The sequence below is a fragment of the Kitasatospora sp. NPDC093102 genome (assembly GCF_040683915.1).
Taxonomy (GTDB): Bacteria; Actinomycetota; Actinomycetes; order Streptomycetales; family Streptomycetaceae; genus Kitasatospora.
In genome coordinates this window covers 196,034-216,528 of record NZ_JBFBFA010000005.1, presented here as the reverse complement: position 1 = coordinate 216,528, position 20,495 = coordinate 196,034, and the positions used below count along the sequence as shown (strand labels likewise).

Genomic DNA, 20,495 nt, shown 5'->3' with positions numbered 1-20,495 from the left:
CCTTCCCGGCCTCGGCCGCTACCGGCTGAGCACCCCCGAGCCGCTGGAGATCCCGGCGCACCCGCCGAAGAACCGCACGGCCTTCGCCGCCGCGCACGTCGTCGCCGACCCGCTCGGCGGCAACGCCCCCGGTGCCCCGGCGGCCGTCGACTGGGACGCCACCCTCGCCTTCCGTCGCCACCTGTGGTCCCTCGGCCTCGGCATCGCCGACGCCATGGACACCGCCCAGCGCGGCATGGGCCTGGACTGGGCCGCCACGCGGGAGCTGATCGTCCGTTCCGGCGCGGAGGCCCGCGCCTTCAGGGAGGCAGCGCGAAGCGCTTCGGACAAGGGTGGTGGCGGGCGACAGGAAGGAGGCCGCCTCGCCTGCGGCGTCGGCACGGACCAGCTCACCGGCCCGGCCGCGGGCCTCGCCGGGATCACGGCCGCCTACGAGGAGCAGCTCGCGGTGGTCGAGGAGGCCGGCGCGCAGCCCGTCCTGATGGCCAGCCGCGCACTGGCCGCGCAGGCCCGCGGGCCGGAGGACTACCTCCGGGTCTACGGCCGGCTGATCGCCCAGGCCGGTCGGCCGGTGATCCTGCACTGGCTCGGCGAGATGTTCGACCCGGCGCTGGCCGGCTACTGGGGCTCCACCGACCTGGACGCGGCCACCGAGACGGTGCTCGCGCTGGTCCGGGAGCACCGCGCCGGCATCGACGGCATCAAGGTCTCCCTGCTCGACGCCGACCGGGAGATCGCCCTGCGCCGCGCCCTGCCCGAGGGCGTCCGGCTCTACACCGGCGACGACTTCAACTACCCGCAGCTCATCCGCGGCGACGGACTCGGCCACAGCCACGCACTGCTGGGCGTCTTCGACCCGATCGCCACCCGCGCCGCGGCCGCGCTGCACGCCCTGGACGCCGGGGACCTCGACCGGTACGACGCCCTGCTCGCCCCCACCCTCCCGCTGGCCCGCCACCTGTTCGCGGCGCCGACCTACCACTACAAGACGGGCGTCGTCTTCCTCGCCTGGCTGGCCGGCCACCAGAGCCACTTCACCATGGTCGGCGGGGCGCAGAGCGGCCGTTCCGTCGTCCACCTGGTGGAGCTGTTCCGGCTGGCGGACGCCGCCGGGGTCCTGCCCGACCCGGAGCTGGCGGCGCACCGGATGCGGCAGTTCCTCGCGGTGGCGGGGGTGGAGGCGTGAACCGGCTCTCGCTGAACCAGATCACGACCAAGGGCTGGAGCCTGCCGGAGGCGGTGCGCGGCTGCGTGGAGGCCGGAGTCCCGGCGATCGGGCTCTGGCGCGACAAGGTCGAGGAGATCGGTGTCGCGCGCGCGGCCGAGCTGGTCCGCGAGGCGGGACTGGCCGTCAGCAGCCTGTGCCGGGGCGGCTTCCTCACCGCCGAGGGGCCGGAGGCCCACCGGGCGGCGCTCGCCGACAACCTCCGTGCCCTGGAGGAGGCGGCCGAACTCGGCACCGACACCCTGGTGATGGTCGTCGGCGGGGTTCCCGAGGGCAGTCGCGACCTGGCCGGGGCGCGGGAGCGGGTCGCCGACCGGCTGGCCGAACTCGCTCCGTACGCCGGTGACCTGGGTGTGCGGCTGGCGATCGAGCCGCTGCACCCGATGTTCTGCGCCGACCGGGCCGTGGTCTCCACCCTCGGCCAGGCCCTCGACCTGGCCGAGCGCCACCCCGTCGGGCAGGTCGGCGTCGTCGTCGACAGCTACCACGTGTGGTGGGACCCGGACCTCGCCGCGCAGGTCGCCCGTGCGGGCGCCCGGATCGCCTCGTACCAGGTCTGCGACTGGACGCTGCCGCTGCCCGCCGACGTCCTGCTCGGCCGGGGCCACGTGGGCGACGGCCACATCGACTTCGGCGCGCTGACGGACATGGTCACGGCCGCCGGCTACACCGGCTGGATCGAGACCGAGATCTTCAACCAGGAGATCTGGGACACCCCCGGGGAACAGACCCTCGCGACGGTGGTCGAGCGCCACCGCGCCCACGTGGTGGGCGCATGAGAGTCGTCCTCGCGCCGGACTCCTTCAAGGGGACGGTCACGGCGACGGACGCCGCCCGGGCGCTGGCCGACGGCTGGCGCTCGGTGCGGCCGGACGACGAGCTGATCGCGCGTCCGATGGCCGACGGCGGCGAGGGCACCCTCGCCGCCGTCGCGGCCGCCCTGCCCGGCACCACCGAGCACGACGTCCCCGGCTGCACCGGCCCCGACGGGCGGCCGGTCACCGGGCGGTACGCCCTCCTCCCCGACGGCACCGCGCTGGTGGAACTCGCCGTCGCCAGCGGGCTGCCCCTGATGTCCCTCCCCGCACCGCTCACCGCGACCACGCGGGGCACCGGCGAGACCGTCGCGGCGGCCCTCGACGCGGGCGCACCCCGGCTGACGGTTGCCCTCGGCGGCTCCGCCTCCACGGACGGCGGCACCGGCCTGCTCGCGGCGCTCGGCCTGCGGCTGACCGACCCGGAGGGCCGGGAACTCGCCGACGGCGGCGGGGCGCTCCTGCGGGCCCACCGGGTCGACGCCACGGGCCTGCGCCCGGCGCCGCCCGACGGCGTGGTGCTCCTCACCGACGTCACCAATCCGCTGCTCGGCGCGGACGGCGCCGCCGCCGTCTACGGCCCGCAGAAGGGCGCGGACCCGAGCGAGATCGTCCTGCTCGACCAGGGCCTCTCCCGGCTCGCCGCGCTCCTCGGTGCGGACCCGGACCGGCCCGGCTCCGGCGCGGCGGGCGGCACCGCCTACGGCCTCACGGCCGCGTGGGGCGCCGTCATCCGCCCCGGCGCCGCCGCCGTCGCCGACCTCCTCCACCTCGACCAGGACATCGCCACGGCGGATCTGGTGATCACCGGTGAGGGCCGGTACGACGCGACCAGCCTGCGCGGCAAGGCCGTTGGCGAGGTCCTCGCCCGTGCTGCCCGCGCCGGCGTCCCCGCCCGGATCGTCGCGGGCGAGTCGGCCGACGACCGGGCCCTGACCCTCAGCGCACTCGCGGGCGACCCGGCCTCCGCCCGGGAGCACGCCCGGAAGTGGCTGGTCCGCGCCGGCGCCCTCCTCGCACACGAAGCGGCGGAGGGCTGAGCTCCCGTCGTCCTGCGCGGCCGGCCGCCGACCGCGCAGGACGACGACCGGCCTGTCGGACCGGGCGCCCTCACACGGCCGGGTCGAGCAGACCTTCGGGATCCTGAAACTGCACCGGTGCCTGGTCCGCGACTACGACCACCGCCCGTCCTGACGGTTCAGCCCGATTCACCGGCCCGGGCGGAGGCCGGCCCGGATCCTTCCGACCTCCCCGACCGGCGAGGCACGAGGCCCGGGACAATTTTGTGCGCGGTCCGGTGGGGCACGGCACAATCGGGCCGTGGGAACGACCGTTCAAGGATCTGTGGAGTGCCGCACCTGGGGCCCTGGCCTCGGTATCGGAGAGACGGCCTGGTACTCGGCCATCGAGCTGTCCATGCTCGGTATGACCAGGGACTACGGCGCCTTCGCCCTCTTCGGCGTCCGGGACCTCCGTGGCCACTGGCAACCGGTCGCTGCCGATCGCGGCTTGCCTGCCGACGTTTCGGAGGGCGCTCGGGTCGAGCATGCGTCGTGGGGTGAGACGGCGTTCGGCGCCACCTGGCTGGGCTGGAACGAGATCCTCGCCGTCGACTGGGACGAGCCGGCGATCCCTCGTGCGACCAGCATCGCCCGGTACCGGCGGCTGCCGGACGGCACACTCGAGCTGGTGCATCAGGAGGACTGGAGTCGGGGGTTCGCAAGGGCGAGCGGTGTCGACACCCTGAGCGTCGACCCCGGCCGCATCGGTGAGCTGTGGGCCGAGGGTACTGAATGGGACACCGGCTCCACGATCTTCCGTGCCGAACGCGCCAGGCGCCGAGACGCTGTCCCCGCCGACGGTCCATGGCAGCCGGTGTGGACCGTCATGCGTGCCCTCGCCGGAGTTCACGGCGACCGGAACGTCCGGCTGGTCGTCTGGTTCGAGGAGCAGTCCTTCCGCGTCGCTCGACCCGTGATCACCCGGGCTCCCTCAGCCACAGGACCAGAGAGGCCGGGACGAGTCCGGCGCGACAGCGGTCGACGAGTTCGGTTCGGGTCCCTCCGGCTGTCGGGCGGGCCATCGCGCACCCTGCCTCGCCCTGGGTCGCGGGCCGTCAGCGCCGGGCCAGCAGGCCTCGTACGTAGGCCGCCTGGCCGACGTGCTGGAGGTCGTCGGCGATCACACTGATCAGACGCACCCCCAGGGTGACCGGCGGCTGCCACGACTCGTCGACGATCCGGGCGAGGGACCGGTTGTCGAGGCCGCGCACGTAGTCGACGGTCCGTGCGTGGACGGCCTCGTGGTAGCCCACGAGAAGGTCGGCGGTGGCGGTGACCTTGGCGACGTGCGCGGGTCGGTGCCCGTAGCCGGTGGACGACGCGGCGAACGGCAGGGCGAACCGGCCCGCCCAGCCGTCGGCGGTCCACACCTGTTCACGGTCGGCCGCGTCGGCGAGGTGGTCGTCCTGCACCCGGGTGAGGTGCCAGACCAGCCATGCGATCGAGTTGGCCGAGTCCTGCACCCGGAATGCCAGCTGCTCGGCGGTCAGGCCGTCGACCACGTCGGCGACCGTGTCACGGATCCGGTCGAACGCGTCCACGAGAAGATCGGTGCTGGTCACACCGGCCACTGTCGCCTCCCGGTCGAGTACCCCGTCCCACCGGCGGCGTGGCGGGTCACGCGCCGCACCGACGATTGTGTCCCGCCCGTGGAGCCCCGGCCACCCGGGCCCGAGGCGCCGTCGCCCGGGTGGCCTCCGGGGCGGGGGCCTCTCCGTACGGTCGATGATCTCGTGACCGGGGCGGGAGGCCGGGATCAGACGGGGGCGGCGGTGGGACGGGAGACGATCCGGTTCGCCTTCGTCTCGGCACTGCGGACACTCCCGGCCCGTCGGCGTGCGGCGCCCCCTCTCCACCGCGTCCACAGCCCGGCGGTGTCGGCTGGCGCGACTGCCCCGGCGAGCCGATCATGGCCCTGGCGTGGTCGGGACCACCGCGGGTGGGGACGGCCGGCCAAAGCACCACCGGATGGCATGCGGTGGAACCTCCGCCTTCGCCCACTGCGGGCCGTCCCGCCGCTTCGCCCGTGTCGTCCGCACCAGAAGGGACCCTCCATGGCCGCCTCCCGGACACTCCCCGCCGACCGCCGTGGCTCGGCACTCCGTTGCGTGAGCGTGGCCCTCGCGCTCGGTGTCGCCGTCACACTGACCGGTGCAGGCCCCGCCCCGAGGGCATGGGCCGACGACGGCCCGTTCCCCGTACCGGTGACAGTCGGCCGGGCCGGCCAGGTGATCACGGTCAAGGCGGACGGCACCCGCGCCACGGTGACCCTGTGGGTTCGCCAGGACGGCGTCTGGCGGTCCCTCGACTCCACCACCGACGCGCGCATCGGGTCCGGCGGCGTGCACGACGGCCCCACCCGCGTCCAGGGGACCGGGACCACACCGACCGGCACGTACACCATCACCCAGGCCTTCGGCATCTCCCCGGCCCCGGGCACGAAGATGCCCTACCACCACGTCACCACGCACGACTGGTGGGTCCAGGACCCCTCCTCTGCGTACTACAACCGCATGCGCACCGACACCGAGGGCGGCTTCCACCTCACCGAACAGGGCCCCCTCGGCAGCGAACACCTCATCAACTACCCCGTCCAGTACGACAACGTCCTGGTCATCGACTTCAACACCTCCCCCGTGGTGAAGGGCCGCGGCGCCGGCATCTTCCTCCACGACCTCGGCCCCCAAGCCGGCGCCACCGCCGGCTGCGTCGCCGTCCCCGCGGCCTTCATGGCCCGGACGATGCAGTGGATCGACCCCGGCGCCCACCCCGTCATCGCGATCGACTAGAGCCGCCGAACCCGCCCCAGGACGGCACCTCCCGCCCAGCTCCCCGCCGAGCGCGACCCACGGCAGAAGTCTTCACGGGGGTCGGCTCTCAGCCGGTCAGCCCTGCCCATACCTCGCGCAGCTGCGTGAGCGGCTCCGGGCCGCAGATCCGGAGCACCACCGTCTGCGCGCCCGCATCCCCGAGCGCCCGGAGCGCTGCCGCGGCCTCAGCCGCCGTGCCCCCGGCCGCGAAGGTCTGCGGCTCCTCGCGTCCCAGCCACTGCGCGTGCCCGGCGACGGCCTCCCGCAAGGCCGGCGCCGCCGCGTCGCCCACGCCCAGGAAGGTGAACACGGTGATCGTGTAGTCCGCACCCGCGCCGCCCCGCTCCGCGGCCGCGCGAACCGCACGCAGGTCATCCGGGCCGTGACCCTCGGCCACCAGCGTGCCCTGCGCAGCGCGGCCGGCCAGCTCCAGCGACTTGGGCGAGACGACGCCCGCGACCACCGGCGGGATCGCGTCCTTCGCCGGCGGGTGAACCAACTCCACCCCGTCGATCCGCAGTTCGCGCCCCGCCACGGTGACACGCTCACCACCCAGCAAGTCGCGCACCGCGGTCAGGGTCTCCTCCAGCAGCGCCAGCGGAGACCGCGGGGCAACGCCGACCTGCCGCATCCACTCCCGCACGCCGTGGCCGATCCCGGCGACAAGGCGGCCGGGGAAGACCCTGGCCAGGGTCGCCACCTCCATCGCCAGCAGTGCGGGGCTGCGCAAGGGAGCGGGCGCGATCCCGATCCCGACCCGCAGCCGCTCGGTCGCGCCCAGGGCGACCGCAGCCGCCGAGATCCCGCCGTTCCACCCCAGGTCCTCGACGACCCACAGGTCGTCCACCCCGAGCGCCTCGACCTCCCGTGCGAACGCGGGCAGCCCGGCCGGGTCCCAGGAGCGGTCATACAGCACACCGATACGAAGGGTCGTCATAAGTGGTCAAGCTAGTCCCATGCATCAGCCCATGGCGAGTGCGGATGTGCCGACCGCCCGGCAGCAGGTGCGGGCGTACGGCGCGGCACTGCTCTCCTCCTGCGGCGAACCGACCCGGCTGTACCGCGTCGAGATCCGCCGCCGGGACCCCGCGGGAGATGATCTCGCCGCCCTTCGAGGCCGTGGACTGCCAGCCGATACTGTTCGCAACACGCTCACTCGGCGACCTCGCCGAACTCCTGCACGCGCTCCCGGACGACTTCGACAAGGAGACCCGAGCCTGCCCCGGCCCGCCACCGCCGCAACCGCAGCGCGGCTTCGTCGCCACTCCCGCGCCCGCCGCGCCGGAGCCTGCGGTGCCCCGTCACCGTCCGGCCGCGTAGCCCTGCATGCCCCGCGGGTCCGCGGCGGCCGACAGGAGTCCGGTACGCGGATCGCGGGCCACCGCGCAGACGCGGCCCTCGCTCCACGGCCCGGCGACCCGCACCCGGTGCCGGCGCCGGCGCAGTTCGGCGATGGCGGCCTCGCCGATCCGCGATTCGACGACGACCCGGCCCGGGTCCATGGCGTGCGGGTGGAACGAGGACGGGAAGCCCTCCTGGTGCCAGTTCGGAGCGTCGACGGCGCCCTGAAGGTCGAGGCCGCCGCGCACGGCCGGGCGCAGGGCGACCGCCAGGAAGAAGTGCAGGGTCCACTGGTCCTGGGCGTCGCCGCCCGGAGTGCCGAACGCCAGCACCGGCTCGCCGTCCCGCAGCGCCAGCGAGGGGGACAACGTCGTGCGCGGACGGCGGCCGGGGGCGAGGGAGTTGGGCAACCCCGGTTCGAGCTGGGCCATCTGGAGACGCGTCCCGAGCGGGAAGCCCAGTTCCGGGACGACGGGGCTGGACTGCAGCCAGCCGCCACTGGGCGTGGCGGAGACCATGTTGCCCCAGCGGTCGACCACGTCGACGTGGCAGGTGTCGCCGTTGGTGGCCCCGTCGGCGGCGACGGTCGGCCCGACCTGGCCACCCGGGGCACCCGGGTCGGTGGCGCTCGGGCCGGTGACGCTCGGCTCGCCACCGCCGAGCGCCATCGCCCAGTCGCCGGTCCGCGGTGCGGCGACCGCGCGCCGACCGAGCCGTGGCGGCCGGCCGCCGGGCCGGCCGGGGCGAAGCTCGGCCGAGGCGAACTCGCCGATCAGCGAGCGGCGTTCGGCACTGTAGGCGGGATCGAGCAGCTCGGCCACGGTGACCTCGGCTTGCTCGGTGTTGTCGCCGTACCAGGCCTCCCGGTCGGCCATCGCCAGCTTGCCTCCCTCGATCAGCGTGTGGAGGTACTCCGGTCCGCCGTACTCCGGGCCTTCCGGTCCGAACTCGTCCGGTAGCAGGGAGAGTTGCTGGAGGAAGACCGGGCCCTGGCTCCACAGCCCCGGTTTGCAGACCGTCCAGCCGCCCCACTCGTAGCTGACCGGCTCCTCATACGTCGCCTCGAAGGCCGCGAGATCGTCGCCCGTGAGCACCCCGGCGTGCGGCACGCCCGAGGTGTCCATCGCCGGCCGCGCGGCGAACTCGGCCAGCGCGGCCGCGACGAACCCCTGCCGCCAGACCCGTCGCGCCGCGTCGATCTGCTGCTCACGCCCTGCCCCGGCGGCCTCCGCCTCCGCCAGCAGCCGCCTCCACGTGGCGGCGAGACCTGCGTTGCGCAGCAGCGTCCCCGCAGCGGGCGGGCGGCCGTCCGGCAGGTAGAGCGCCGCCGAGCTCGGCCAGTGCCGCTCGAACTGCTCGCGCACCGCAGTGACCGCCGCCCCGATGGCCGGCAGCGCCGGATATCCGTGCGCCGCATAGCCGATGGCGTACCGGAGCACCTCGGACAGGCGTTTGGTGCCGTGGTCGCGGAGCAGCAGCAGCCAGGCGTCGAACGCGCCGGGGACGGCGGCGGCCAACGGCCCGGTGCCGGGCACTTCGTCCAGGCCGAGGGCGGTGTAGTGCCCGATGGTGGCTCCGGCGGGTGCTCCGCCCTGGCCGCAGAGCACCTGCGGACGTCCCCCCGCCGGGGCGAGGACGATCGGCACCTCGCCGGCCGGCCCGTTCATGTGCGGTTCGACCACCTGGAGCGTGAACCCCGCGGCCACGGCGGCGTCGAAGGCGTTCCCGCCGTCCTCCAGCACCGCCATCGCCGCCGCGGTGGCCAGCCAGTGGGACGAAGCCGCCATGCCGAAGGTGCCCTGCAGAGTCGGACGGGTGGTGAACATACGAGTCCTCCTTGAGTTCGGCCCGGCTGCCAGGGATCCCTACCCGGCGATCCCCCGGCTCGAAAGCCCCACCCGACGTACCCGTCCCCCGAAGGCTGTCCGGGAACTGCCTCGCGACCGCCCGACGCCTACGGCAGTCGGGCGTGCTCGGCGCGGCTCTCGGCGATGCGCTGCCCGGCGAGCGCGCGGGCCCGGTCGCGGTCGTGGCCGGTGAGCCTGGCGAGGATCGCCGCGAGTGGCCTGACCCTGCCGAAGCCGCCCCAGTGGCCCTCGGGGATCTCGGTGGGGAAGACCCAGATCCGGCCGGGGTCGCGCGGCCAGGCGCCGTCCTCGGCGTCCAGGATCGCCTCAGTGACGTCGGCGATGACGCCCGCGCGCTTCCGGGCGTCGAGCTGGCCCTCGGGCACGGACGGGACGACCTTGTAGCGCGGGGCGTCCGCGATCTCGCCGCCGACGTAGACGGCGGCGGGCCGGTGCAGGAAGAGCCAGGACACCGAGCGGGTGGCCGGGTCGGCGGGGTCGAAGCCCTCGTGGCGGATCAGGATCTCGGTGATGCGGTTGAGCAGGGCCGCTTCCGCCTCCGGCCGCAGGGCGCCGTCGGGGATGTGGACGTCGAGCATCGGCATGGCCGCCGCCTCCTGGATTTAATTTCTCAACTCAGATGGGTCGGAGCCTAGCCGGGGCTGAGTGGAGATTGTCAACCCAGGCGCTTCGGGCGGTCTAGGATCGAGCCATGGCGGAGCAACGGCACCAACGGCGGATCGACCCGGCGAACTGTTCGGTCGGGCGTGCACTCTCGGCGGTCGGCGAGCGGTGGTCGCTGCTGATCGTGCGGGAGGCCCTGGACGGTGTCAGCCGCTTCGGGGAGTTCCGGACCCGGCTGGGAATCGCCAGCAACCTGCTCTCCACGCGGCTCGACGGCCTCGTCGCCGCCGGGGTGCTGCACCGGGTGGCGTACCAGGAACCCGGCGACCGGCAGCGCTTCGAGTACCGCCTCACGGAGAAGGGCATCGACCTGAGGCCCACCGTGATCGCCTTGCTGGAGTGGGGCGACAAGTACCTCGCGGACGACGAGGGCCCGTCGGTCGTCGTCCGGCACGGCACCGCCGGCGGCCACGGCTGCGACGAACCGGTCACTCTCGTCCTGACCTGCGCCGCCGGACACACCGACGTACCGCCGGACTCCGTCTACCGCAGCCCGGGCCCGGGCGCCCGCTTCCTGCCGTCCTGAGCGGCCCCGCCACCGCCCGGGGCCGTGTCCCGGCGTGCCGTGGCCGTGTCCCGGCCGTCCGCACCCGCGGGCGGCCCCGAAGCCGCGCCCGGGACTTCAGCCCAGTTCCATGAGGAGGTCGGCGCGGGCGTAGTAGTCGGCCACCGGGAGCCGGTCGCGGGTGATCCTCACGAACCCTGCGTCCTCGTAGAGGTGGACGGCGGGGGCCAGCCTGCTGTTCGTGCCGAGGAACAGCCTCGCCGCGCCGAGCGCCCGGGCCCGGCCGATCGCCCGCCGAGGAGACGACCGCCCCCTCGTGCGGGCCTTCGTCGCGGTGTCCGAATCCGTGGCGGGCCGGGGCGGACGGTCGAACGACGGGGCCGCGTCGGCTTGCTGAGCGCTTCGGGCCTTCGGCCGAGGTCGGCCCCCGGTCCGTGTGCACCGGGCCCGGACGCCCCGACACGGGCGTCCGGGCCCACAGCCGGAACCGTTGCACGCGCAGGCCGTTCGCGGCTCGGCCGTCCGGTGTGCTTCCGCGTGCCGCCGCCACGGCGTGCAGCGACGGTGGTGCGGTCCAGGACGTCACGGGCGGCACGCCGTCACCGTGACGTCGCCCCGGGGTCGATCAGGACCCGGCTGCCACGGGAGGGGACGACCGGAGTCCGGAAACGTCCCCGCCCGCGGCCGAGCGGTGACCGGCATTCGACGCCGCGGCAAGGCACCGGCGGTGCGGTGCGGGGCGGTGCGGGTCCGGTCAGAAACCGATGATCTGCAGGGTGGAGTTGACGGTGAGGTAGAAGGTGCGGGCGTCGGGGCCGAGGGCCAGGCCGGTCACCCAGGTGAGGCCGGTGATGCCCTCGGCCGGCACGAGGGTGTTGGTCGCGGTGTCCAGGGCGAGGACCGAGGCCGTGCCGTCGGCGCTGGTGAGGTCCTGCTGGACCATGTACAGCCGGGTGCCGTCCGCGCCCACCGACGGGTTCTGCAGCCACTGGCCCGGGGCGATGTCGATGGTGGAGAGGGTGCCGGCGGCGAGGTCGACGGCGTAGCCGGTGCCGCCGTTCCCCACGCCGTAGAGCCGGTTGCCGTCCGGGGAGAGGGCCAGGCTCGGGACGGAACCGATCGGGGCGGCGATGGCGCCGGCAACGGTCGGGGTCGCGGTGCTGGTGTCCAGGTGGACGAGGTTCTCGTCGGTGGCGGCGTACGCGGTGTCACCGCCGGGCGACGTGACGATCGAGCCCAGGTAGCGGCCGGGCACCGGCACGGCGGCGGTGAAGCCCTGCTGCTGCGGGGAGAAGGACAGGACCCGGGCGCTCGGCTCGGCCGGGCGGTGATAGCGGGCCGGTCCGTCCTGCCCGACGTAGACCCTGGTGCCGTCCGGGCTGACCGCCAGCGAGGTGAGGGCGCCGGGGAAGGTCCCGTCGGGCCGGGGCTGGTCCGGTACCTCCGTGCTGGACACCACGGTGTCGGTGACCGTGTCGATGGCGGCGAGGTCGGCCAGGGGCGCCTTGCGGGCGGTCGAGAACAGTACGTAGACGCGCGAACCGTCGGGGCTGACGGCCAGCGGCCCCGAACCGGCCCCGAGCCCGGTGGACAGCGTCACCACCGCGGTGATCGCCCCGCTCTGGGTGTCGACCACCTTCACCTTCGCGCCCTTGATGCTGTCCTTCACCGCGACGTAGGCCTTGCGCCCGTCCGGGCTGACCGCCACCGAGGCGGGTGACGAGTCCAGTTCGACGGTCCGCGGGACACCCGGGACCGGCCCGCCGGACGTGCCGGTGACGGCGCCGGCGGAGCCGGACCCGGCGAGCAGCAGTGCCGCACCCGCCGCCAGGGCGCCTAACCAACGGGCCTTCGACAGAATCGAGTTCATGTGACCCTCCCCTTCGGACACCGCGGGTTCCCGCGGTGGAAGGCAAACGCTACGGGACGAGGACCGCCGGAGCCCAGGTCGAGGTGGGACGGCCCGGGGCCGGCCTCGCCGACCCAGCCGGCGCCGGCCTGCGGCGGGACGGTGCGGCCCAGGTGCTGGAGGCTGTGGAGGACGTTCATCGCGCAGCGCTTCGCACCGTCCTCGGTCCCCGTGATCAGGCCCGCCCGACGCGGTTGGGCGTCGGGCGGCCGGGCGGAACCGCGAGGTCAGAAAGTGAGGTTCCAGGCGTCGATCGTGCCGGTGTCACCGGAGGCGCCGTCCTTCACCCGGAGCTTCCAGGTGCCGTTCGCCGCACTCGCGGCGGCGTTGACGGTGTAGGTCTTGGCGACGTTGTCGGTGCTGTCGTTGTTCGGGAAGTCCTCCAGGAGGTAGACCGTGCCGTCGGGCGCGACCAGGGAGACGACGAGGTCGCCGCGGTAGGTGTGCTTGATGTCCACGCCGACCTTGAGCGCCGCCGGGGCATTACCACTGACGCCGGTGACGGTGATCGGGCTCTCCACCGTGGTGTTGTCGGGGATCGCCACGTCGGCGGTGTTCTCGAAGTACTTGCCGGTGGGCGGGGTGGCTCCACCGACTGCCTTCAGCGCGTCGACCTGGCCCTCGCCGAAGAAGCCGTTGTTGGCGGTGGTGCCGGTGCAGCGGCTGTCGGAGGCGGGGCAGGCCAGGTCGTTGGCCTGACCGGCCAGCCGGGCCCGGATGTCGGCGGGGGTGAGCGAGGGGTCGGTGCTCGCGATCAGCGCGGCTACCCCGGTGACGTGCGGGGAGGCCATCGAGGTGCCGCTCTTGGTGCCGTACTTGCCGCCGGGCAGGGTCGAGTAGACGCCGGTGGCGCCGTCGCCGCCGGGCGCCGCGACGTCGATGACGCCTCGGCCGAAGTTGGAGTAGGAGGCCTTGCCGCTGCCGCTGCCCGTGGCAGCGACGGTCACCACGCCGGGGAGTTCGGTGGGGATGTCGAGGCAGGCGTTGCTGATGGTCCGGGCGACCTTGGTGGAGTCGTTCGGGCTCTCGGTGTCGGTGGTCTTGTTGGCCAGGTCGTAGTTGGAGTTGCCGGCCGCCGCGACCTGCAGCGAGCCCTTGCCCTCGGCGTACTCCTGGGCGCGCTTGACGCCCTCGATGATGGCGGCCTGGTCGAGGTCGTTCGGGCAGTTGAACTGCCAGGGGTCGGTGTAGTAGCTGTTGTTGGTGACCTTGAAGCCGTGGTCGCCGGCCCAGACGAAGCCGCAGACGGTGTTCTCGGCGTAGAAGAGGGTGCTGGTCGGCTCGGCGATCCGGACCGAGGCGATCTTCACGCCCGGTGCGACGCCGATGACGCCCTTGCCGTTCTTCGCGGCCGCGATGGTGCCGGCGACGTGGGTGCCGTGGGTGTCCACGTCCCGCCAGGCGCCGCTGCGGGTGTCGGGCTTGCCGTAGGCGCAGGAGACCGAGTCGGCGGCGTCGAAGTTCGGCGCGAGGTCCTGGTGCTGGTCGTCCACGCCGGTGTCGAGCACACCGACCTTGACGGACGGCGAGCCGGTGGTGACGCTCCAGGCCTGGTCGGCCTTGATCTGGGTCATGTCCCAGCGGTTGGACTCGGTGAGCGTGGTGGCTGCCTGGGCGGGGTTGGCGGGCAGGGCCGGGCTGTAGGCGTCGGCCGGCACGTCGGAGGTGCGGGTCGCTCCGACCTGCTGGATGCCGGTGACGGTCCGCAGCGCGGCGGCGAAGCCGGCGCTGGTGGAGTGGGCGACGATGACGCCGATCGGGTCGTAACTCGCGAAGACCGTACCGCCCTTGGCGGCGACCGCGGTCTTGGCAGCGGCGATGTCGGCGGGGGCGCTGATCACCAGGTAGGCGCGGGTGCCGGCGGCCCAGCCCGCCGCGGTGCCCGCGACGGCGGGGGCGGCGGGGGCCTGGGCGGCGGGCGCGGAGACGGCGCCGGGGACGGTGGGGGTGGTGGTCGCGGTGGCGGCGGTCGCGAACGCGGTGGGGGTGGCGAGCGCCATGGCCGAGAGCACGGCGAGGGCTGCGGCCGGGCGGCCGAGCCGCCGGGATATCAGGGGTGACACGTGTCCTCCGATTCGGCCCGTGCGTGAGGGGGATCGCACGAGAATTGAAGGAAACATGCCAGATTGGGCAGGAGTTGGGGAAGACTTTACGCCTGACGACTTTTCACGGAAACGTTAAGTTTTGATGTCATGGGGTCCACGGCGCCCCGGGCGGGGTGCGTGTGGCGGCCGGCGAAGGGGCCGCGCGCCGGCCGCCGCACGACCGGAGGACTTCCTCCTTGGGCGCCACCACCGCCTGCGGCCCGGCCCAGGGCAGCGGCTACCGCGCTGTCCTGGGCTCGCCGCACGTCACCGGCCTGCTGGGAGACACCCTGATCGGCCGCCTTCCCACCGGCACGGCGCCGATCGCGATCCTGCTGTTGTTCAGCGGACGGTGACCTGGATGCTCTTGGAGATGTCGCACCTTTCCCACTCGTACTTCGGTACGCCGGCACGGCAGCCCCCCTCGCCGAACAACCACGTCAGTGTGGTGGTTCCGGGCGCCAGGGCAGTGAAGGTCAGGTCGAACTCGGAGGTGCAGCCCGGCTGCGGTGGGCAGGAGCTGATGACGAAGTCCTTGCCGGGCCGCAGCACGATGTCGTCGCCCGCCGAGTAGAGGTACCACTTCTTCTGCAGGGCGCCCCCGATCGTTCTGACGCCGAGCCGCTGTCCGACCGTCAGGGTCACCGTGCTGGTCGGATACGGGGAGGTGGCGTCCCACGCCTTGTCGGGGAGGGGCACCTCCACCTCCGGTCGGATGGCGGTGGCGACCGTGGTGCCGGCCGGGCCGGAGTCGGACCACCAGCCGTCGAGGTAGGAGACGAGCAGCAGGGCGCCGACCAGGAGCGCCGCCACGCTGGTGATGACGGTTCGGCGCATCAGCTGCCCTCTTCCCGGACTCGGCGCCGCATGGCGATCAGGAGCGCGACCTCGGCCAGCCAGCGGGCGAACAGGACCTCGCGGCCGAGGTCCGCCCCGCCGGCCGCGGCCGCGCGCAGCCAGCCGCGGACCAGCTCGCCCGGTTCGCGGCCGATCACCGGTTCGGGCAGGTCGAGCGCGCCGGCGAAGCCGGCGGCGCGGACGTACTGGGCCAGGACGCCCAGCGGGTCGGGGCCGATGCGCAGGGCCTCGGCCTGGTAGGAGGCGGCGATCGCCGCCTCGCCGAAGAGCACCCGGCGCGGGACTCCGTCGATCAGCAGGCCGCGGGTGAGGGCGGACTCGACGTCGTAGCCGGTCATCAGCTCGGCGTCCGGGAGGATGTCGGTCATTTCGGCAGCTCCGCTCCGTAGGGCCGGTTGATGTTCGTCGTGCCGGTGAGGCCACCGTCGTTCAGGTGGTTGTGGATGAACTGGTCCTCGGTCACCCACACCGACTGGCCCCACGGGTTGTAGACCTGCAACCGGTCGCCGTCCCGGGCCACGATCACCATCTGGTGGTAGTTGCCGTTCTCGCCCTTCGCGGCGCTGGCCTCGTCGAAGGCGCAGAACGGCACCGGCTTGCCTTCGTCCAGGGCCTTCTCGATCCGGGTGACGGCCGCGCGCCGGTCGTCGTCGGTGTCCAGGTTGACGTACTCGTAGGTCGAACCCGTGGCCTTCCCGAGGTTCTGGTCGGCGAGGAAGGTGTTGCCCTTCGGTCCGATCCCGCCGTTGTTCTCCGGGTAGACCTTCTGGCCGCCGTCGGCCAGCTGGCCCTGCTGGTACTGGCCGATGAAGAGCTGCTGGAGGCGCTGCTTGAAGTACTCGGGCGAGTCGGACCCCGGGACGTCGGTCATGTTGCCCGTGGTGAGCTGGAGCATCGTCACCGGGTCGATTTTGAGGCTCGCGACCACCGTCGAGGCGGCGACGCAGTCGTTGACGCTGCCCTGGCCGTAGATGTCGAAGCCGTCGAGGACCGCGGTGCCCTTGTAGGTCAGCCCGGTCGCCTGGGTGGTGGACTCCCCCCGCAAGGGATCCGAACCGAGCGCCGGAACCAGGTGCTCGGACAGCCAGAGCGGGTCGTCGCCGTGGGGGTGGATCAGCGCGGCGAACTTCTGGACGTCGGCCACCGAGTGGCCGGCCGCCAGGGCCTTCCAGAGGTAGGCGGCCTCCTCCGGTGACTTCGCGCCGGACAGGAGCTTCTGGAAGGCGAGCTGGTCGGCACCGTTCATCACGGACATGAACTGCTTGGCGCGGTCGAGCTGGCCGTCCGTCAGGATGTAGTCGCCGTCCGCGTTGCCCCCGGGGCCCTTCTCGTTCGCCAGCACCAGCGCCGCGAGGGGATCGATCGGCCCCTGTCCGGCGCGCTCGGTGCGGGCTCTGGCGGCGAGCTGGTTGAGCATGCTCGCGGCGCGGGTGCCGCTGCTGTCCGCCCGCTGGGCGGCCGAGATCCTGGTTCCCACGGCGGTGTTGGCCGGTTCGATGGCGGCGATGGCCTTGCTCATGTCGAAGACGTCGTGGGCAAGCGACTTCTGCACGTTCTCCAGGGCGGTCACGCCCTGCGCGTCGGTGCTCTGAGCCCCTTCCAGATTGTCCGCCCAGGCGTTCAGCTCGGTGGCGGCCTGCTCCAGGGACTTCTGGGAGACGGCCAGTTCGTTCGCCAGCGCCCGGATGGACTGGGCGGCGTTCTCGGCGACCGAGCCGGTCCAGGCGTTCGGCAGCCGGTTGTCGGCGGCGTCCCCGAGGTCGGTGGACGCCTTGGCATAGGCCTTCGCGGTTTCCGAGTACGCCTTGGCCCGCTCGCGTATCACGCCCGGGTTCCCGGCCGGCCCGGCCACGGCCAGGGCCTTGCCGATCGCGCCGAGCAGCGCGGGGCCGATGAAGAAGTCGGAACCGGGGTGCGCGATGGCCTGCTGCGCCTTCTGCAGGTCTGCGACCTTGCTCATCGGGTCTGCGCCGGGGTCAGCGATGCGGCGGCCGTTGTTTCCGCGGCGCGGTAGTTGGCACTGGTGGCCGACATCTTCTGGACCAGTTGCGCCACGGCGCGCTGGGTGACGTGCAGTTCCTGGCTCCAGTTGGTGTCGAAGCCCGCCCACGCCTGGTCCACACCGAACTCGCCGAAGTCGGCGGACTGGTAGGGCTTCTGCGCGGTGTAGGCCTGGTTGGCGGAGGCCAGGTCGGTTGCGACGTTGTTGAGTCCCGTGGTCACGTGGTCCAGCGCGTCGGGCTGGACGGTGTACCCCACCGAGTCGGACATCGGCTGCTCTCCCCCAAAAGCTCCATGGCTCGCCGTGATCGAACGAGCACGGTCGACGAGCATAGACGCTGCGGGAGGGGTGTCGGTTGCGGGGTCAGTCCGGGCAGCCGCACACCGTCGTAGCCGTGCACTTCACCGAACCGGGGAACCCTTCTCCCCATCGGCTCGTGCCTGCAAGATCTCCTCATCGGATCGGCCGATGCAGTTCCACCACACAGCGATCAGCCACACCCGGCCGGGCATCCAGTCCCATCACACCAATGACCGGCGGCTCAGCGGTGCTCGGGGTTCTCGAAGTCGAAGCGGCAGCCGGCGTCCCACTCGGAGCGCTGGTTGCCGTGGGCCGGGATGCCGCCGGCGTCCTTGAGCATGCGGGCGAGGTGGAGCTGGTTCCAGGTCATGAAGGTGGTGTTGCGGTTGGTGAAGTCGTTCTCCGGCCCGCCCGACCCGGGGTCGAGGTAGGAGGGGCCGGGGCCCGCCTCGCCGACCCAGCCGGCGTCGGCCTGCGGCGGGACGGTGTAGCCCAGGTGCTGGAGGCTGTAGAGGACGTTCATCGCGCAGTGCTTCGCGCCGTCCTCGTTCCCGGTGATCAGGCAGCCGCCGACCCGGCCGTAGTACGCGTACTGGCCCTCGGAGTTGAGGATCGACGAGCACGCGTAGAGCCGCTCGATCACCTTCTTCATCACGGAGGAGTTGTCTCCCAGCCACACAGGTCCGGCCAGCGTGAGGATGTCGGCGGCCATGACCTGCGAGTAGATCACCGGCCACTCGTCGGTCTCCCAGCCGTGTTCGGTCATGTCCGGCCAGACGCCCGTGGCGATGTCGAGGTCCACCGCGCGCAGGACGTCAACGGCGACGCCCTGGCGTTCGAGGATGCCGGTGCTGACGTCGATCAGGCCCTGGGTGTGGCTGCGCTCGGGGGATCGTTTCAGCGTGCAGTTGATCACCAGCGCGCGCAGGTCTGCGTACGACGTCGTCGTGTCCGGCACGGATTCCTCCCTCAGGCTGTCCGGGAGGCCGACCGGGTCGTGGGCTCCCGGCACAGCTCACCAGGCCCGCTTCGCGAGCGCGCGCGGAGCTGGGCCGGTTGCCTGACGGCACGCCGTCTGGTCTACCGGACGGGCCTGCCTGCTCGGACGCCTTCGCCCGGCCGCGTTCGGCGCTGTGCCACGCAGGGTCACCGCCCTGCTCGCCCCCGCGCCGCCACCTCCGGTCCGCCGCCACGCTCGCCGGCCTCGCCGCCTCGACCGCCCTCTGCGCGGCCGAGGCCGCCCACGACGACCTGGAGGCACTCCTGGAGCCGGCCAAGCATGCGGCCACGGGCAGTTGACGGACCCCGGTTCGGGGACGTTCGCACCAGGACGGCGTCGGCCGGCTACGGGCCCGGCCCGCAAGCACGCGCCTGCATCCATGTGTGCGGCCGATGCCCTGGAAATGACACATAGGGCAGATGTGGAAGTATGGAGTATATGGCACTTGGTGCTGAAGCGAGGCGAGAGGAGCGCATCATGATTGCCAAGCTGCTCAGCAAGCTGTCCTTCACCCGCCACTACGGTGCGTACGGCGAACACGACTGGAGCTGACCGCACTGCCGGCGAACGCCCTCGGGCGTCCGCCGGCCCCGGCCACGCCGCCGACGACATCGGCCTGGACGGGCAAGAGGGTCAGGGACGATCCCATGGGCCGCATGAACGAGCCGCCCCGGCTGCCCGAAGGCAGCTTCGCTGCCTGGAGCCGCGACCGGCTGACGGTAGCACGCCGCGGCGCTGACGAGTGCGGAGACGTCTGGCGGTTGGAGCCGGGCGTCTACGTCACCGCTACGGCCGGGCAGTGTGAAGCAGTCCTGCGCCGCGAGCAGGACTTCCCCAAGCCGCCCTCGCCCCTCTTCCCCCCGTTGAAGCGGGCGAGCGGAGCACCGACGCCCGAGGAGCGGGTGCACGCTCACGCCGCCCGCATGCGGGGGCTGCGCCCGCAAGCGGTCGCAGCCCGGATCGGTGAGATCGCGCCCGGGACAGCCCGATTCACCGACCAGTGGCCCACCGGCCAGGACGTCGAGATCCTGCCCCCGATCCGGCGCGCGCTGGCGGAGATCGGCGTGCGCTACCTCTTCTCCGAGGACGCTCCCGCCCTGCTGCCCTTCGCCTCACAGCTCTTCCAGGCCCGGGAGTTGCTCGTACGCCCCTCGCGCTGGGTGTGGCCGCGCTGGATCCCCACACCGGCACGACGGTTCCGCACCCGACAGCAAGTCGCCTTCACCGAGGCGCTGCGGCCCATCGTCCGCCGGCGCCGTTCATCGGGCCGCCTCGGTCACGACGTGCTGGGACAGATGCTCCGGCCCTCCCCCCGCTACGGCCTGTTGCCGGAAGAGGCCATCCTCGACAGTCTCCCCGGAATCACCGTCGCCACCTTCGAGACGCCTTCCCGGGCGGCCGGATGGATCCTGCTCCACCTGGCCCGGTACCCCCGGGCGGCAGGCCTCGTCGCGGAGGAAGCCGCCTTGCTGCCCGCGGACCCGGCCGCGACGACCAGCGCCCACCTCGACAGCCTGCGGTACACCCAGGCGCTGGTCCGCGAGGTGCTTCGACTGCACCCCCCGAGCTGGCTGCTGACCCGGCGTACCACGCGACGGACCCAGCTCGCCGGCTACACCATCGACGCCGGGTCCACCGTTCTCGTCTGCCCCTACACCGCCCACCGCGACGCACGGGAACACCCCGAACCGGACCGGTTCCAGCCCGAACGCTGGCTCGACGATGCGGGCTCGCCGGCGAGACCCGGGGCCTTCCTCTCCTTCGGCACCGGACCGCACGGCTGCGAGGGAGCCGCTCTGGCCATGGCCGTGCTGACGCTCCTGACCGCGCAGACCGCCCGCCGCTACCACGTGAGCGAGCCGCCCGGACCGGAACCCGGCTACCACGTCACCACCTTCGGAGGTCTCGCGACTGAAGGCCTGCGCCTGCGCGCCACCTCGCGCGGCTGAGGGCAGCCCTGCTTTCGGAGATGCCGTGCTCTGTGTGAGACCAGCCCTCGTCGTCCTCGGCCGGGGCCGGGACCGGGGCGCGGGCCCGGCCCATGGCCGAACTGC

At 73.1% G+C, this 20,495-nt stretch carries 19 protein-coding genes and 2 pseudogenes; 8 read left to right on the top strand and 13 right to left on the bottom strand.

Annotated elements, in window-relative coordinates; genetic code table 11:
• Window positions 1-25: 25 nt before the first annotated feature.
• The 3 genes from AB0O11_RS10305 to AB0O11_RS10295 are packed head-to-tail and all read left to right on the top strand — an operon-like array spanning window position 26 to window position 3,080.
• Window positions 26-1,186, top strand: a complete 1,161-nt coding sequence (locus tag AB0O11_RS10305; protein WP_363384006.1) for a dihydrodipicolinate synthase family protein — start codon at window positions 26-28, stop codon at window positions 1,184-1,186.
• Window positions 1,183-2,004 (top strand): sugar phosphate isomerase/epimerase, encoded by an 822-nt coding sequence (locus AB0O11_RS10300; RefSeq protein WP_363383872.1) that lies wholly within the window; start codon window positions 1,183-1,185, stop codon window positions 2,002-2,004. Before AB0O11_RS10305 ends, AB0O11_RS10300 begins: the two co-directional genes overlap by 4 nt.
• On the top strand, window positions 2,001-3,080 hold the full coding sequence (locus AB0O11_RS10295) for a glycerate kinase (protein WP_363383870.1): 1,080 nt from the start codon (window positions 2,001-2,003) through the stop codon (window positions 3,078-3,080). The genes AB0O11_RS10300 and AB0O11_RS10295 overlap by 4 nt, the downstream gene beginning before the upstream one ends.
• Before the next feature lie 1,076 nt (window positions 3,081-4,156).
• On the opposite strand, the gene AB0O11_RS10290 is transcribed toward AB0O11_RS10295, so the two are convergent.
• Complete coding sequence (locus tag AB0O11_RS10290) at window positions 4,157-4,663, bottom strand: DUF664 domain-containing protein (RefSeq protein ID WP_363383868.1); 507 nt, start codon at window positions 4,661-4,663, stop codon at window positions 4,157-4,159.
• 546 nt (window positions 4,664-5,209) lie between these two features.
• Between AB0O11_RS10290 and AB0O11_RS10285 the strand changes: the two genes are divergently transcribed.
• Window positions 5,210-5,890 (top strand): L,D-transpeptidase family protein, encoded by a 681-nt coding sequence (locus tag AB0O11_RS10285; RefSeq protein ID WP_363383866.1) that lies wholly within the window; start codon window positions 5,210-5,212, stop codon window positions 5,888-5,890.
• An 88-nt stretch (window positions 5,891-5,978) separates the two neighbouring features.
• Here the strand turns inward: AB0O11_RS10285 and AB0O11_RS10280 are convergent, their stop codons facing one another.
• Entirely contained in the window at window positions 5,979-6,848 is an 870-nt protein-coding gene (locus AB0O11_RS10280; RefSeq protein WP_363383865.1) for an LLM class flavin-dependent oxidoreductase, read from the bottom strand.
• Window positions 6,849-7,006: 158 nt separating this feature from the next.
• On the opposite strand from AB0O11_RS10280, the gene AB0O11_RS10275 reads away from it, so the two are divergent.
• A complete protein-coding gene (locus tag AB0O11_RS10275; protein WP_363383864.1) occupies window positions 7,007-7,231 on the top strand; it encodes a hypothetical protein in 225 nt (74 codons plus the stop codon).
• On the opposite strand, the gene AB0O11_RS10270 is transcribed toward AB0O11_RS10275, so the two are convergent.
• Both AB0O11_RS10270 and AB0O11_RS10265 read right to left on the bottom strand, forming a co-directional pair.
• The gene (locus tag AB0O11_RS10270; RefSeq protein ID WP_363383862.1) at window positions 7,213-9,078 is read right to left on the bottom strand and encodes a gamma-glutamyltransferase; all 1,866 of its coding nucleotides are present in this window, start codon (window positions 9,076-9,078) and stop codon (window positions 7,213-7,215) included. The genes AB0O11_RS10275 and AB0O11_RS10270 overlap by 19 nt on opposite strands.
• Before the next feature lie 128 nt (window positions 9,079-9,206).
• Entirely contained in the window at window positions 9,207-9,704 is a 498-nt protein-coding gene (locus AB0O11_RS10265; RefSeq protein ID WP_363383861.1) for a hypothetical protein, read from the bottom strand.
• Window positions 9,705-9,811: 107 nt separating this feature from the next.
• Between AB0O11_RS10265 and AB0O11_RS10260 the strand changes: the two genes are divergently transcribed.
• Entirely contained in the window at window positions 9,812-10,309 is a 498-nt protein-coding gene (locus tag AB0O11_RS10260; protein ID WP_363383860.1) for a helix-turn-helix domain-containing protein, read from the top strand.
• A gap of 733 nt (window positions 10,310-11,042) precedes the next feature.
• Here the strand turns inward: AB0O11_RS10260 and AB0O11_RS10255 are convergent.
• The 3 genes and pseudogenes from AB0O11_RS10255 to AB0O11_RS10245 all read right to left on the bottom strand — a co-directional run bounded on the left by AB0O11_RS10255 (window position 11,043) and on the right by AB0O11_RS10245 (window position 14,260).
• On the bottom strand, window positions 11,043-12,158 hold the full coding sequence (locus tag AB0O11_RS10255; protein ID WP_363383859.1) for a YncE family protein: 1,116 nt from the start codon (window positions 12,156-12,158) through the stop codon (window positions 11,043-11,045).
• A 59-nt stretch (window positions 12,159-12,217) separates the two neighbouring features.
• Window positions 12,218-12,376, bottom strand: a pseudogene (locus AB0O11_RS10250) (flavodoxin family protein); the annotation flags it as partial.
• Between the two features lie 48 nt (window positions 12,377-12,424).
• A complete protein-coding gene (locus tag AB0O11_RS10245) occupies window positions 12,425-14,260 on the bottom strand; it encodes a S8 family serine peptidase (protein ID WP_363383857.1) in 1,836 nt (611 codons plus the stop codon).
• A gap of 218 nt (window positions 14,261-14,478) precedes the next feature.
• Here AB0O11_RS10245 and AB0O11_RS10240 point away from each other — a divergent pair, with 218 nt between their 5' ends.
• Window positions 14,479-14,637, top strand: coding sequence for a hypothetical protein (locus AB0O11_RS10240; protein WP_363383855.1), 159 nt, complete (start codon window positions 14,479-14,481; stop codon window positions 14,635-14,637).
• Here AB0O11_RS10240 and AB0O11_RS10235 read toward each other — a convergent pair.
• From AB0O11_RS10235 to AB0O11_RS10210, 6 genes and pseudogenes are all read right to left on the bottom strand, one after another.
• Entirely contained in the window at window positions 14,624-15,118 is a 495-nt protein-coding gene (locus AB0O11_RS10235; protein ID WP_363383854.1) for a hypothetical protein, read from the bottom strand. The genes AB0O11_RS10240 and AB0O11_RS10235 overlap by 14 nt on opposite strands.
• On the bottom strand, window positions 15,118-15,507 hold the full coding sequence (locus tag AB0O11_RS10230) for a hypothetical protein (protein ID WP_363383852.1): 390 nt from the start codon (window positions 15,505-15,507) through the stop codon (window positions 15,118-15,120). The genes AB0O11_RS10235 and AB0O11_RS10230 overlap by 1 nt, the downstream gene beginning before the upstream one ends.
• Window positions 15,504-17,099 carry a hypothetical protein gene (locus AB0O11_RS10225; protein ID WP_363383850.1) on the bottom strand — a complete coding sequence of 532 codons (1,596 nt, stop codon included), beginning with the start codon at window positions 17,097-17,099 and terminating at the stop codon, window positions 15,504-15,506. The genes AB0O11_RS10230 and AB0O11_RS10225 overlap by 4 nt, the downstream gene beginning before the upstream one ends.
• Window positions 17,096-17,410: a type VII secretion target gene (locus AB0O11_RS10220; RefSeq protein ID WP_363383848.1), complete on the bottom strand. Its 315-nt coding sequence runs from the start codon at window positions 17,408-17,410 to the stop codon at window positions 17,096-17,098. The genes AB0O11_RS10225 and AB0O11_RS10220 overlap by 4 nt, the downstream gene beginning before the upstream one ends.
• A gap of 101 nt (window positions 17,411-17,511) precedes the next feature.
• Window positions 17,512-17,635: pseudogene (locus AB0O11_RS10215) on the bottom strand (pirin family protein); the annotation flags it as partial.
• Between the two features lie 47 nt (window positions 17,636-17,682).
• Window positions 17,683-18,399 (bottom strand): flavodoxin family protein, encoded by a 717-nt coding sequence (locus tag AB0O11_RS10210; RefSeq protein ID WP_363383846.1) that lies wholly within the window; start codon window positions 18,397-18,399, stop codon window positions 17,683-17,685.
• A gap of 698 nt (window positions 18,400-19,097) precedes the next feature.
• Between AB0O11_RS10210 and AB0O11_RS10205 the strand changes: the two genes are divergently transcribed.
• Window positions 19,098-20,390, top strand: a complete 1,293-nt coding sequence (locus AB0O11_RS10205) for a cytochrome P450 (protein ID WP_363383845.1) — start codon at window positions 19,098-19,100, stop codon at window positions 20,388-20,390.
• The last annotated feature ends 105 nt before the right edge of the window (window positions 20,391-20,495 follow it).